A 13116-nucleotide genomic window follows, 5' to 3' on the forward strand; every position below is an offset into this window, starting at 1 on the left:
TCTCGATCGCCGAGCTAACGTTCAGCGAAATCTCAACCAGCCAAACAGGAGTCGTGCCGTGGATTTTGTTCGACAGGACGAATTGCCCACCGATAGCGGGCTTACGTCCCAGATCGCCTCCACTACCCCGACGCTGACCGATCTTCAACGTCGGGAACTCGAGTGCGTCGAATTTTTCGACTCTCCGGAACTGGGCCACCTCCCGACGTCTCGGCGGCGCGAAGCCCTGCGTGAGCTCCATCGGACCGGTACCTACACGCACACAGCGGAGGAATTGCTCGTCGGCGCCAAACTCGCCTGGCGAAACCACGCCAGGTGCGTCGGTCGCGCGCATTGGCGGACCCTCAAACTCATCGACGCGCGCGACGCGGTCACTGCTTCTGCTCTCGCAGAAGCGTGCTGGGAGCACCTGCGAATGTCGACCAACGGCGGCGCTCTGCAGTCGGTCGTGACAGTCGGGCCGCTCCCCCGCGAGGACGGTCAGGAGTACCGCATCCTGAGCCCGCAACTGATCCGTTACGCCGGATACCGGCAGCCGGACGGCACCATCCTGGGCGACCCGTGGCACGTCGATCTGACCGCTCAGATCACCGCGATGGGATGGAAGGGTGCGGGTACGCCGTTCGATGTTCTCCCCGTACTGATTTCGGTTCCCGACGAACCCCTGCAGTACTTCGACGTCCCGGCCGACCTCGTTCTCGAGGTCGAGATCGAGCATCCCGAATACAGCTGGTTCGCTGATCTGGGGCTTAAATGGCATGCCGTGCCCGCGGTCTCGGACATGAACCTCGACATCGGCGGAATCGTGTACCCCTGCACGCCGTTCAGCGGTTGGTACGTCAGCACCGAGGTCGGCGCCCGTAACTTCAGCGACGGCGATCGCTACAACATGTTGCCCACCATCGGAGCGATGATGGAGCTCGACATGAGCCACGACCGCACGCTCTGGAAGGACCGCGCACTGGTCGAACTGAACCGCGCAGTTATTCACAGCTACCGCAAGGCCGGCGTCATCATGGTCGATCACCACACTGTCGCAAAGCAATTCATCGATCACATCGCGCGTGAGGACAAGGCCGGGCGCAAGTGCCCCACCGACTGGTCATGGGTGAACCCGCCCATGTCCAGCTCGCTCACGCCGACGTTCCACCGCCTGTACGACGAGCCCGATCTCGACATCCGGCCCAACTTCGTGACAAAGAAGAAGGGCACCGACCAAGGCCGGTGCCCTTTCCACAACTGATCGTGCTCAGAAGGGGATCTGCCCCAATCCGACGCCGACCACGAGCATCGTGATCGAGATCAGGCCGGCTCGCCACAGAACCTTCTTGTGGTGATCCGCCAGTGACACACCGGCGAGTGTGACCAGGAGCAGGATCGCCGGGACCAGCGGGCTCTGCATGTGCACTGCCTGCCCGGTGATCGACGCACGTGCCATTTCCACCGGCTCGATTCCGTACTGCGCTGCCGTCTCGGACAGCACCGGGAGCACACCGAAGTAGAACGCGTCGTTGGTCATGAAGAACGTGAGCGGAATGCTCAGGACGCCCGTGATGACGGCGAGGTGCGGGCCCATCGCGTCCGGAATTACCTGGAGCAGCCACTCGGCCATTGCCTCGACCATGCCGGTTCCCTGGAAAACGCCGGTCAGCACGGCTGCTGCCAGCACCATCGCGACCACCGAGACGATGCTCGACGAATGGCGTGCGATTGCTTCACCCTGATCCTTGACCGCCGGGAAGTTGACCGCGAGGGCGATCGACGACGCGATCATGAAGAGGACCGGAATGGGCAGGATGTCCATCACGAGGACCACCAGAAGGATCGTCGTCAGCGCTGCGTTGAACCACAGGAGTTTCGGCCGCAAGGTGTCACGCCCGGGGGCAAGTCCGTCGATGAAGCGTCCGGTGTCGCCGCCGTCGTCTTCGGGCTCGTTCGAGCCGCCGGCGCCGGCGCTTCCGGTGCTGGAACTTCCACCGTTTCCGACCTTTTCGAGGATGCGCTCAGAAGTCAGGACCAAAGTCCCGATCCTTCGGCGCTCCATGATCCCGAGGTGAATCGCGAACCCGAGCACCATGATCAGTCCGACGATCAACGACGGCACCATCGGGACGAAGACGTCGGAAGGTGAGAGTCCCAGCGCGCTCGCGGCCCGGACGGTCGGGCCACCCCACGGAATGATGTTCATCGTCGCGTTGGACAGGCCGGCGATCACCGTCAGGACGACGGGACTGACGCCGAGTTTGAGGTAGAGCGGGAGCATCGCGGAGGTCACGATGATGAAGGTCGTCGAACCGTCGCCGTCCAGGGAGACAACCATCGCGAGCACTGCGGTTCCGACCACGAGCCGCATCGGATCGTCACGCACCATCCGCAGGATGAGCTTGACCAGCGGATCGAAGAGTCCGACGTCGATCATGATTCCGAAGAAGATGATCGCGAAGAACAACAGCGCCGCGGTGGGTGCGAGCGACTTGATGCCGTCGGTGATCATGTCGCCGATTCCGAGGCCGGCCCCGGCAAGTAGTCCGAAGGCCACCGGAACCAGAGTGAGTCCCACCACCGGGGTCGCGCGTTTGGTGAGGATCAGGAACATGAACACCGCAACCATGAGGAAGCCGAGTGTGACGAGCATGATGAACTCCTTTTGTGCTGAATTGCCGAGAAAAACGGCACGGCAAATCGAGCCGGTGACCTTCGTGGAGGTGAAACGAAACTTCGGTTGTGCTTAGTTGATGCCGGGCGGATCGAGTGTTGCGTCGACAAACCGGGATTGATCGGTGAGGAATGCGGAGAACTCGGGTTCGGTGAGAACTGCACTGTTCCAACCGTTTCGGCGAGACAGCTCGTTCCACCGCGGGCTTGCCGCCAGATCCCGCACCAAATTCTGCAAGTGCTGACGCTGATCGTCCGTCAGGCCCGGCGGCGCCATGAGCCCGCGCCAATTGGTGAACGTGACGTCGACGCCAGACTCCGCCATCGTGGGCGCATCCACCGCCGGGGTACGGGCCGGAGAGCTGACCGCAAGGACCCGAACCGTGCCTGCCGCAATCTGATCGAGGTACTCACCGATACCCGTAGCAGCGACGTCGACCTGCCTGGTGAGCAGTGCGGGAAGCAGTTCTCCGCCGCCGTCGTAGATGCGGTACGGGGAGCGCGACGGATCGACACCGACCGCACGGGCGAACAGAAGGCGGAACAACCCGTCCGGTCCACCTTCACTCGAACCACCGCCGATCGAGATCGACGACGGATCCGCTACCCAGGCCTGCGTCAGATCGGCGAGAGTTTTGTACGGTGAATCTGCTGGAACCAGTAGCGCTTCCGGTTCTTCGACCAGTCTCGCGATCGGCGTCACGTCGGCAAGAGTGTGCTCGGACGGCAGTATCTCGAGCGAACCGAGAACTCCGAGTCCCATGACCATGAGAAGGTCGGGGTTTCCGCGTTCGAGAGCCAACCGGTTGAGTCCGACGATGCCGCCCGATCCGGGCAGTACAACGACGTCGGCGTCGACGGTTCCTTCGTCGGCAAGTGCCTGCACCATGGTCCGGGCAGTCAGGTCGTAACCACCACCGGCCACCGAGGGCACCAGTACGCGCAGTTCTTCGGAACTCTCACCCGCTCGGCCACCGGCAAAGAAGGACTCGACCGGAGTACATCCGGTCGAGAGCACGAGAGTCATCGTGCAGGCACCGAGCAGGGCGATATGCCTGCTCAGCCGCTTCGATGCGCTCATGGCCTTGTCCTTGTCTGCCGGTACCGATGTGTGAACAGGTTTCATACTGACGCACTTTGTGACTGGGGTCACCATTGGGAAAGCAAATTGATTTGTGCTCATTGTGCTCACGAACGGCCGCTTTCCCGGCATCGAACTGAAGGCTAGGGTCTGGCTGGTGTCCTCAGGAAACGAGCAGGCGGAGCGAGAGCGCAAGTTGCCTCTGCGTGCGCGACTGCGTCGGCGCCGGCACACTCTGGCGACACAACTCCTCGAACTGCAACTTCTGATCGTCGTTGCGGTCCTCGTGTGCGTCACTGCCCTCTCCCTCGCGCAGTCGTCTGCGAGTTTCCAACGCGAGGAAGGACGCCGCGCACTCTCGGCAGCGGAATCGCTCGCGGCCAATCCGGCAGTACGCGAACTGCTCCCCCAGGCTCAGACCCGCCTCCGCTCCGGACTACAAGGTTCTGTCGACTCAGTCCGCGCCATCTCTGGCGTCACTTACGTCTCGCTTGCCGACGCCGACGGCGGTGTCGTGATTTCGACGCGTCCCGGCGATGTCGGCATCGACGCACGTCAGACCCAGGATCGGTCATGGACGGGTGTGGTCGACACCCCCTCCGGCAAGGCCGTCGAGGCGCACGTTCCGATTCTCGGCAGTGAAGGAGCGATTACCGGAACCGCGATCGTCGGCATCGAGTACCCGTCGATCTGGACGCGGCTAGGACAGTCCGCGCCGAATCTCCTGGTGTACCTGGCGGTGGCCTCACTGCTCGGCGGCGTCGGGTCGATCCTGTTGGCCCGCAGGGTCAAACGGCAGACCCTCGGCATGGAAGCCGGCGAGATCCTGGACCTGGTTCGCCAACGTGAAGCAATGCTGCGCGGTCTCAAGGAAGGCGTCATCGCATTCGACGCACAGCGAAAAGTGGTGCTGATGAGCGACAGTGCCCACCAACTCCTCGACATCCCACGCGGCAGCGCCGGTAGATCGGTGCGGGACCTCGGTCTCGACGACCGCCTCCAGAGTGTACTGACTTCCGGCACAACCGAATCCGATCAGTTGGTTCTTGTCGGCGATCGCCTGCTCGTCCTCAACACCGTCTTGATCGAATCGAAGGGCCGCACCATCGGTTCGGTCACCACTTTCCGCGACCGCACCGAATTGCGCTCCGTGGAAGAAGAACTCGACGTGACCAAAACCAGCACCGACGCACTACGCGCTCACATCCACGAGTTCGACAATCAACTGCACACCATCTCCGGCCTCATCCAGCTCGGCGAATACGACGAGGTGGTCGGCTACGTCGAGGGTCTGACCATGGAGCGCGCGCAGGTCAGTGCGACCGTGACCGAGAAGATCGCCGACGTCGGCACCGCCGCACTCGTGATCGCCAAGATAGGCGCCGCTGCACAGGGGTTGGTCACGGTCGAGCTGGCGTCGGACACGCATCTGGAGACGGTGGACCGCAGACTCGGGCGAGATCTCGTGACGGTGGTCGGAAACCTCGTCGACAATGCCGTCGACGCCGTCGGTGAGATGCCGGAAGCCTCGCGCCGCAAGGTTCGATTGTCGATTCGCGACCGTGGCACCGCCGTCGAAGTGCGGGTAGAAGACGCCGGCCCCGGTATCGCGCCGGAGAATCGCGACAGGGTTTTCGGCCAGGGTTGGAGCACCAAGGGACAGTCGAGTGACGGACATGGTTTCGGCTTGGCGCTGGTACGTCTGACGTGTCGTCGACGAGGCGGTGATGTCACCGTGAGCACTCGTTCGGCAGAAGGCATCGAGTGGACTGTCTTCACGGCAGTCCTACACGACGGAGAGGGCGCATGATCCGGGTACTGGTGGTCGACGACGACTTCATGGTGGCGAAGGTGCACAGCGGATTCGTCTCACGGATAGACGGTTTCGAAGTGTGCGGCGTTGCCCATTCGGCCGAGGCCGCACTGACCGCAGTCGGTGAGTTGCAACCCGACCTGGTTCTTCTCGACGTCCACCTGCCCGGCACCACCGGACTCGATCTGATCGCCCCGTTTCGCGAGCTGGCACCGGAGCTGGATGTTCTTGTCATCACGAGTGAACGCGAGGCGGGCTCGGTCAAGAAGGCACTGCGCAGCGGCGTCGTGCATTACCTGATGAAGCCATTCACGTTCGAGGTTCTACGTGAGCGTCTCGAGCGGTACCGATCGACGTACGCGAACCTCGACAGCATCGGCGAAGCTGAACAGCGAGCGGTGGACGAGGCTTTCGGCGTGGCCGGTGGCGCGAGCGCGGCATCGTCCCTCAAGGGTCTACCGAAGGGACTCAGTCCTGAGACCCTTCAGCTGGTCGAGACAGCACTGCGTGACGAAACCGAACCCGCCTCGGCTACAGACATTTCCGAGAGGGTCGGCATCTCACGGGCGAGCGCGAGGCGCTACCTCGAATACCTCTACGAAACCGGGCGATCCACCACCTCGCTGAAATACGGAGTGGTGGGCCGCCCGGAGCGTCGATACGTCTGGAAGCGCTGAACCTGCGCTACACGACGCTGGTTGCTAGACCGCGCGGGCGCTGGTCTCCCAGTACCTCGCGCGCAGTGCCTTCTTGTCCAACTTGCCCAGCGGCGTCAGCGGAAGGGAATCCACGAAGTCGATGCTCTTGGGCGCGTGAACCGAACCCTTGGCTGCCTTCACCTTCTCGACCAGTTCCTCGGTGTCCACGGTCAGTCCGGCACGAAGCACCACGCACGCCTTGACGGCTTCGCCCCACTTGTCGTCGGGCACACCGACTACCGCCACCGATGCGACGGACGGGTGCGCCGAGATCACGTCCTCGATCTCGCGCGGGAACACGTTGAAACCACCGGTCACGATCATGTCCTTCTTGCGATCGACGATGGACATGAACCCGTCCTTGTCCTTACGGGCGATGTCGCCGGTGTGCAGCCAACCACCACGGAACGCCTCGGCGGTCTCGGCCGGCTTCTTCCAGTACCCCTTCATGATCAGCGGACCACGGACACAAATTTCACCGAGTTCTCCCTGCGGCACCTCGTTCAGGTCGTCGTCGAGCAACCGGACGTCGAGCCACGGCACCGGCCGTCCACAGGTGGCGAGGCGAGCCGGATCGTCGGCGAGGTGTTCTTCCTTGCGTAGCACCGAGATTGTCATGCCGCACTCGGTCTGACCGTAGAACTGGAAGAAGATCTGACCGAACTTCTTGATGCCCTCCTGCAACCTGGCCGGAGACATCGCGGACGCTCCGTAGAACAGCGTCTGCAAACTCGAGACGTCACGCTTGGGCAGATCCGGGTGATCCATGAGCATGTAGATCATGGTGGGCACCAGCATGGTTGCCGTGATCTTGTGCTTCTCGATCGCTTCGAGCACCGCGCCTGGTTCGAAGGCGGGCAGGACGATCAACGCGCCGCCGCGCAGCAAAGTCGGGATGAAGAACGCCGCACCCGCGTGCGAGAGGGGCGTGCAGATGAGGAAGCGGTTGTCCTCGGGCCACTGCCACTCCGACATCTGGATCTGATTGAGCGCCGCACCCGAACGGAAGGACCCCACAACACCTTTGGGCTTGCCGGTCGTTCCACCGGTGTAGACCATGCTGCTGGCGTCTTCGGCGTCGACGTGCGCTGCCTTCAGCGGCGCGGGCTCGAACGTGGCAGCCAGCGCAAGGATGTCGATTCCCACCTCGGACGGCCCCATCGAGAGCACGTTGGTCAACGAAGGCGACGACGCCTTCAACTCGGCGGCACGCTCCTCGAAGGCATTGGGATCGAAGATGAGGGTCTCGATCTCGGCGTCGTCGACGATGTACTTGTGATCGTCGAGCGATCCCATCGGGTTCAGGGCGCTTGCCCGGCACCCGGTGATCATGGTCGCGCCCATGCTGATCAGGACCTCGGGGCGGTTCTTCGACAGCATTGCGGTGCTGGTGCCCTGAGTGATTCCCAGTGACGCGAGCGCCTGGGCGAAGCAGCTGATCTGATCGCGCATCTGACCGCCGGTGAGGATCACGTCGCCGAGGTACAGCGCGGGCTTGTCGTGATTGCGTTCCAGAGCGGTGATGAGCAGGTCCGGACCGTAAACCGGTCGGTGCAGGTCAGCGAACTCGTCTGTCATCTGGTCTTCCTTCTGCTCGGCGCGTGCAGTCATCGAGATGTGCTCCCGGTCACGGATACGATATCCAGAATTGCACAAAACTGGAACAGGTTCCACCTCTTCGATCGAATCCGAGAATGCTCCCGATCAGCGGGAAGCCCGTCGTCACCCGCCAGAGCGGTGGTTAGCGTCGATGTACCCACCGAGACGACCGCGTCTCGGTCGCGTCCAACGGAGAGTGTCATGACTACCAACCTCGGTACCGCCCACTTCACGGCAACTGCTCCCCGTGCTGCCACCACCCTCCTGTCCGATTTCGACTCGTTGTACGGAACCGTGCGCTCCGCACCCGACGGGTCCGTCGTCGAGCAGGACGTCGTGTTCTTCGGACGCCCCGATCCCGGCGCGCTGCTCACCGGATCCGTGAGATCGTTGGGTTCGACGCTCGAGCGGATCACCGAATACCACGATCAGACCGGGCATCTGGTGGCCGAGGTCTTCGTCCGTGAAGCCCCGGCGGTTTTCGTCCGGGAAGCACCGACAGCGGGCGCGGGAACCGATTCCGTTGCTGCGCTTGCCGATTTTGCCGCTCGGCGTTACGGCTCCGCGTCGCTTCGCCGGTTCCGCGGACGCTGCACCGCGACCTCCGTAGGAACAGATCTGAACTGCTCCGTGACGGTGCTCGCCACGTACGAGAAGGACCACGAGAGCGTCACCGACGTAGCTCTGGTCGCCACCGATCCCGCCGGGGTCGTCACCGCCCGAGCCTGGGCGACTTACGCGATCGACAATGCGGCGACTCTCGCGAGCTGAATCTCTGCAGGTCACCGAGTAGGCGTTCCATCCAGCGGGAACTGCCGTATCTCCAGCGGGCGCTTCGTCGTTGTATGAGGCGGATCACATCACTGGAGCGTCGCAAGACGCGGCTCGGAGGAAGACATGGCACTCGGAACCGGCCCACTCACCACTACGGACGCCCCGACGCAGTCGGGCGCCGGCGAGGAAATTCGAGAAATCGAAGCGGCAGCGCCTCCCGCGCGGTTCGCGCGTGGATGGCACTGCCTCGGACTCAGCAAGACCTACCGCGACGGTCAACCCCACCAGATCGACGCATTCGGCACCAGCCTTGTCGTCTTCGCAGACAGTAAGGGCGACATCAAGATCCTCGACGCCTACTGCCGCCACATGGGTGGCAACCTGGCGCAGGGCACGGTCAAGGGCGATTCGATCGCCTGCCCGTTCCACGACTGGCGTTGGGGCGGTAACGGAAAATGTACGGCGATTCCTTACGCACGACGGGTTCCGCCGCTGGCCAAGACCCGGGCTTGGACCACACTCGAGAAGAACGGCCAGCTGTTCGTCTGGCACGATCCCCAGGGAAATCCCCCGCCCGCCGAGGTCACAATTCCCGACATCGAGGGCTTCGGAAGCGATGAGTGGAGCGACTGGAGCTGGAACACGCTCACCATCGAAGGCTCGCATTGCCGCGAGATCGTGGACAACGTCGTGGACATGGCCCACTTCTTCTACGTTCACTACTCGTTCCCCAAGTACTTCAAGAACATCTTTGAAGGTCACGTCGCGAGCCAGTACATGGAATCGGTGGGACGTGAGGACGTCATCAGCGGTACCAACTACGGCGATCCCAACGCTGTTCTTCGTTCGGATGCTTCGTATTTCGGTCCGTCGTACATGATCGACTGGATCAAGAGCGAAGCCAACGGGCAGATCATCGAGACCGTATTGATCAACTGCCACTACCCCATCTCGAACAATGCCTTCGTGTTGCAGTACGGCGCGATGGTCAAGAAGCTTCCCGGTATGGACGACGAGTCCACTGCAGCGATGGCCGCGCAGTTCACCGAGGGTGTCGAGATGGGATTCCTTCAGGACGTGGAGATCTGGAAGAACAAGGCCCCGATCGACAACCCGCTGCTCTCGGAGGAGGACGGCCCGGTTTACCAGTTGCGGCGCTGGTACAACCAGTTCTATACCGACGTCGAAAACGTCACGGAAGACATGACGAAGCGCTTCGAATTCGAGATCGACACCACCCGCGCCGTGGAGAGTTGGAAGCGGGAAGTCGCCGAAAACGTTGCCGCACGCGACGCCGGGGCGCTCGAGACAACCTCCTGATCCGCAGTCGAAAACACAGCTGAAACAACCGGACTGGACGCAAGGAACAACATGACGTACGAAGTGCTCGAACAGATCAACGCGATGGCCGACGACATCTTCGCCGAAGGCATCGAGGCCGAGCGGATCGGCCGGGTGGCCGACGACACCGCCAAGAAGATGAAGGCAATCCGTTCCATCCGCATGCTGCAACCCAAGGAACACGGCGGCATGGAGGCGCATCCTCGCGAATTCGCCGAGACCGTCATGCGCATGGCTTCGCTGAATCCCTCGGCCGGCTGGGTGCACGGGATCGTCGGAGTTCACCCGTGGCAGCTCGCGTTCGCGGATCCGAAGGTGCAGCAGGAGATCTGGGGATCGGATCCCGATACCTGGATGGCCTCGCCGTACATGCCCGGCGGAATGTGTATCCCGACCGACGGTGGCTACAAGTTCTCCGGTCGCTGGCAGTTCTCCTCCGGCACAGACCATTGCGACTGGGCATTCCTCGGCGCGATGGCCTGTGACAAGGACGGCAACATGGAGATGCCGCCGCGCATGCTCCATGTCATCATTCCGCGCACCGACTACGAAATCATCGAAGATTCGTGGGATGTCATGGGACTTCGCGGCACCGGCTCCAAAGACCTCGTGGTCAAGGATGCCTACGTCCCCGATTACCGCGTCATGGACTGCGACGAGGTCATCGACGGCACGGCAGTGCGCAAGTACGGACGAACCGAGACGCTGTACCTGATGCCGTGGTCGAACATGTTCCCCCTCGGTATCACCGCCGCCACGATCGGCATCTGCGAGGGAATGCTCTTCCACGCCAACGAGTACCAGGCCGATCGCATCAACGCACAGGGCACGGCCGTCAAGGACGACCCGTACACCTTGTTCGCAATCGGTCAGGCAACGGCCGACATCCGGGCCGCGCGCGACACCCTCCTTGCCAACGTCGACCGCATGTGGGATCGAGTGGACGCCGGCAAGGAAGTGACCTTCGAGCAGCGCGCCGAGGGACGTCAGACTCAGGTGCAGGCCGCCTGGCGCGCGATCAACGCAATCGATCAGGTCTACCCACGCTGCGGCGGCAACGCACTGCGGATGGACAAGCCGCTCCAGCGATTCTGGCGCGACGCTCACGCTGGGCAGCATCACGCAATTCACGTACCGGGCACCGTATTCCACGCCGCCTCACTGAGCCGCCTCGGCGCCGACCCGCAGGGTCCGCTGCGGGCGATGATCTGATCAGACTTCGACACAAGAAATCGACAGGAACCAGACACGATGACACACACTGACATCAAGGGACTTGGCTACGTCAAGATCTCGACCAACGACATGGCACGTTGGCGCACTTTCGCTTTCGACGTTCTCGGCTTCGCCAAGGGCAGTGGGCCGGACGAGAACGCTCTGTACCTGCGGCTCGACGAGCGCGCTGCGCGCATCGTCGTCGTCGAGGGTGAGCGCGACGAGATCGTCAACATCGGTTGGGAGGTCGCCGATCACGCCGCACTGCGCCGCGTTCAGGAAGCGCTCGAGAAGAACGGCACCGAGGTGGAGCAGCTTTCGCTCGCCGAGGCGGACGCTCGACGGGTCGAAGAGGTCATCGCCTTCACCGATCCCGGCGGAGCAGCCATCGAGGTCTTCCACGGAGCGATCCTCGACCACAGCCCGGTGGTGACGCCCTTCGGCGCTCGATTCGTCACCGGCTCACAGGGTCTCGGCCACGTCGTGCTTCCGGTGATGGACAGCGCGGCGAGCTTCGACTTCTACACCGAGGTGCTCGGCTTCTACCCACGCGGCGCGTTCCGTCTGCCGGCTCCGCCCGAATTCGGGCCGCTGCGAATCCGTTTCATGGGCGTCAACGAGCGTCACCACAGCTTGGCCCTGTGCCCGGCACCGCACGGCGGCGCACCCGGCCTGATTCACATCATGGTCGAGGTGGACACCCTCGACGCCGTCGGCCAGGCACTCGACCGAGTGATGAAGGACGGGTTCTCCGTGTCGTCGACCCTGGGTCGTCACACCAACGACAAGATGATCTCCTTCTACGTCCGCGCACCCGGCGGCTGGGACATCGAGTTCGGCACCGAGGGCTCGAAGGTGGATCAGGACTCGTACTCCTCCGAGGAGATCACAGCAGACAGCTACTGGGGCCACGACTGGTCGGGCAGCGAGCCGCTGGCAGCGATGTAGTACCTGCCGGCAGCGATCTAGTACCTGCCAGTAGTTGAACGAAGGGGGCCTGCGCGAGCATTCGCGCAAGCCCCCTTCGTCGTTTCTCCGGTGGCGCGCCCGAAAACAGACCGGTGATCCACTTCACAAATTCGCAAGTCTATGACACTATTTCTAATTGAAATAGCCAGTTCACTGGTTGTGGAGCTCTAAGAGAAGTGAGGTACACGATGACACTGCAGGCTGTAGATGCTTTGGGCGCCGATTCGGCCCCGACGGCAATTCTCGATCGCGTCTCGCTGGTTCTCGACGCCTTCGACGGTCCCGGCAGGTTGACGCTCGCTCAAGTCGTTCGGAGCACGGGCCTTCCCCGCTCGTCTGCCCATCGCATGCTCGAACGTCTCGTCTCGATGCGTTGGCTGCGTCGCGACGGCCGCGACTACGAACTCGGTATGCGCCTCGTCGAATTGGGATCGCTCGCGGTTCATCAGGACCGCCTCCACGCTGCAGCCATGCCGCTTCTCCACGAGCTCTACCGCGTCACCGGCTTTGTGGTTCACCTCGGCATCCTCGACGGCCCCGATGTGGTCTACATGGAGAAGATCGGCGGACGCCTCGCAGCCGCGGTGCCGACGCGTGTGGGTGGTCGACGCCGGGCCGAGACCACTGCGATCGGTCAGGCGCTGCTCGCATTCGGTTCGCCGAAGTCCTCGGGTTACGCGCTCCCCCACCTCGCCCGGATTCGCGAATCCGGGGTTGCATTCGAAACCGGAAACGGCTTACCGGGATTCAGCTGTCTTGCGGCACCGATCGGCCCCATCGGCCGCGCTGTTGCCGCGGTATCCATCTGCGCGCCGTCGAAGGCTCTCCGCCTCGACCACGTCAGCGCAGCACCGGTGCGGATGGCGGCCGCTGCCATCTGGCGAGGCATCGACGGCGGATCGCTGAGCGTCACCCCGACATTGCAGCGTCGTCACCTGCTGCGCAACATGCCGACCGCAGCCGGGGCCTGA

At 62.9% G+C, this 13116-nt stretch carries 11 protein-coding genes; 8 read left to right on the forward strand and 3 right to left on the reverse strand.

What is annotated here, in order from left to right:
* The first annotated feature begins 58 nt into the window (after positions 1–58).
* Positions 59–1243, forward strand: a complete 1185-nt coding sequence (locus ACFQ6H_RS08955) for a nitric oxide synthase oxygenase (RefSeq protein ID WP_378645523.1) — start codon at positions 59–61, stop codon at positions 1241–1243.
* A gap of 6 nt (positions 1244–1249) precedes the next feature.
* Here ACFQ6H_RS08955 and ACFQ6H_RS08960 read toward each other — a convergent pair whose 3' ends face one another.
* Positions 1250–2635, reverse strand: coding sequence for a CitMHS family transporter (locus ACFQ6H_RS08960; protein ID WP_378645526.1), 1386 nt, complete (start codon positions 2633–2635; stop codon positions 1250–1252).
* A gap of 93 nt (positions 2636–2728) precedes the next feature.
* Complete coding sequence (locus ACFQ6H_RS08965; protein ID WP_378645529.1) at positions 2729–3781, reverse strand: Bug family tripartite tricarboxylate transporter substrate binding protein; 1053 nt, start codon at positions 3779–3781, stop codon at positions 2729–2731.
* A gap of 112 nt (positions 3782–3893) precedes the next feature.
* Here ACFQ6H_RS08965 and ACFQ6H_RS08970 point away from each other — a divergent pair, with 112 nt between their 5' ends.
* Both ACFQ6H_RS08970 and ACFQ6H_RS08975 read left to right on the forward strand, forming a co-directional pair.
* Positions 3894–5546 carry an ATP-binding protein gene (locus tag ACFQ6H_RS08970; RefSeq protein WP_378645532.1) on the forward strand — a complete coding sequence of 551 codons (1653 nt, stop codon included), beginning with the start codon at positions 3894–3896 and terminating at the stop codon, positions 5544–5546.
* Positions 5543–6226, forward strand: a complete 684-nt coding sequence (locus ACFQ6H_RS08975; RefSeq protein ID WP_317552657.1) for a response regulator — start codon at positions 5543–5545, stop codon at positions 6224–6226. Before ACFQ6H_RS08970 ends, ACFQ6H_RS08975 begins: the two co-directional genes overlap by 4 nt.
* Before the next feature lie 24 nt (positions 6227–6250).
* Here ACFQ6H_RS08975 and ACFQ6H_RS08980 read toward each other — a convergent pair whose 3' ends face one another.
* On the reverse strand, positions 6251–7825 hold the full coding sequence (locus ACFQ6H_RS08980) for an AMP-binding protein (protein WP_042453457.1): 1575 nt from the start codon (positions 7823–7825) through the stop codon (positions 6251–6253).
* Positions 7826–8047: 222 nt separating this feature from the next.
* Here ACFQ6H_RS08980 and ACFQ6H_RS08985 point away from each other — a divergent pair, with 222 nt between their 5' ends.
* The 5 genes from ACFQ6H_RS08985 to ACFQ6H_RS09005 all read left to right on the forward strand — a co-directional run bounded on the left by ACFQ6H_RS08985 (position 8048) and on the right by ACFQ6H_RS09005 (position 13116).
* The gene (locus tag ACFQ6H_RS08985) at positions 8048–8617 is read left to right on the forward strand and encodes a hypothetical protein (RefSeq protein ID WP_378645534.1); all 570 of its coding nucleotides are present in this window, start codon (positions 8048–8050) and stop codon (positions 8615–8617) included.
* 126 nt (positions 8618–8743) lie between these two features.
* Positions 8744–9940 (forward strand): Rieske 2Fe-2S domain-containing protein, encoded by a 1197-nt coding sequence (locus tag ACFQ6H_RS08990; protein ID WP_378645537.1) that lies wholly within the window; start codon positions 8744–8746, stop codon positions 9938–9940.
* A gap of 51 nt (positions 9941–9991) precedes the next feature.
* Positions 9992–11173: an acyl-CoA dehydrogenase family protein gene (locus ACFQ6H_RS08995; RefSeq protein WP_378645540.1), complete on the forward strand. Its 1182-nt coding sequence runs from the start codon at positions 9992–9994 to the stop codon at positions 11171–11173.
* A 39-nt stretch (positions 11174–11212) separates the two neighbouring features.
* On the forward strand, positions 11213–12124 hold the full coding sequence (gene bphC, locus ACFQ6H_RS09000) for a biphenyl-2,3-diol 1,2-dioxygenase (RefSeq protein ID WP_378448546.1): 912 nt from the start codon (positions 11213–11215) through the stop codon (positions 12122–12124).
* 209 nt (positions 12125–12333) lie between these two features.
* Positions 12334–13116 carry an IclR family transcriptional regulator gene (locus ACFQ6H_RS09005; protein WP_020968790.1) on the forward strand — a complete coding sequence of 261 codons (783 nt, stop codon included), beginning with the start codon at positions 12334–12336 and terminating at the stop codon, positions 13114–13116.

It is taken from the genome of Rhodococcus sp. NPDC056506 (assembly GCF_042794945.1).
Taxonomy (GTDB): Bacteria; Actinomycetota; Actinomycetes; order Mycobacteriales; family Mycobacteriaceae; genus Rhodococcus_F.

Excerpts from the sequence above, each read along its gene's own strand:
- ACFQ6H_RS08960 (WP_378645526.1), bottom strand. The coding sequence starts at position 2,635 with ATGCTCGTCACACTCGGCTTCCTCATGGTTGCGGTGTTCATGTTCCTG.
- ACFQ6H_RS08965 (WP_378645529.1), bottom strand. The coding sequence starts at position 3,781 with ATGAAACCTGTTCACACATCGGTACCGGCAGACAAGGACAAGGCCATG.
- ACFQ6H_RS08975 (WP_317552657.1), top strand. The coding sequence starts at position 5,543 with ATGATCCGGGTACTGGTGGTCGACGACGACTTCATGGTGGCGAAGGTG.
- ACFQ6H_RS08980 (WP_042453457.1), bottom strand. The coding sequence starts at position 7,825 with ATGACAGACGAGTTCGCTGACCTGCACCGACCGGTTTACGGTCCGGAC.
- ACFQ6H_RS08985 (WP_378645534.1), top strand. The coding sequence starts at position 8,048 with ATGACTACCAACCTCGGTACCGCCCACTTCACGGCAACTGCTCCCCGT.
- ACFQ6H_RS08990 (WP_378645537.1), top strand. The coding sequence starts at position 8,744 with ATGGCACTCGGAACCGGCCCACTCACCACTACGGACGCCCCGACGCAG.
- ACFQ6H_RS08995 (WP_378645540.1), top strand. The coding sequence starts at position 9,992 with ATGACGTACGAAGTGCTCGAACAGATCAACGCGATGGCCGACGACATC.
- bphC (WP_378448546.1), top strand. The coding sequence starts at position 11,213 with ATGACACACACTGACATCAAGGGACTTGGCTACGTCAAGATCTCGACC.
- ACFQ6H_RS09005 (WP_020968790.1), top strand. The coding sequence starts at position 12,334 with ATGACACTGCAGGCTGTAGATGCTTTGGGCGCCGATTCGGCCCCGACG.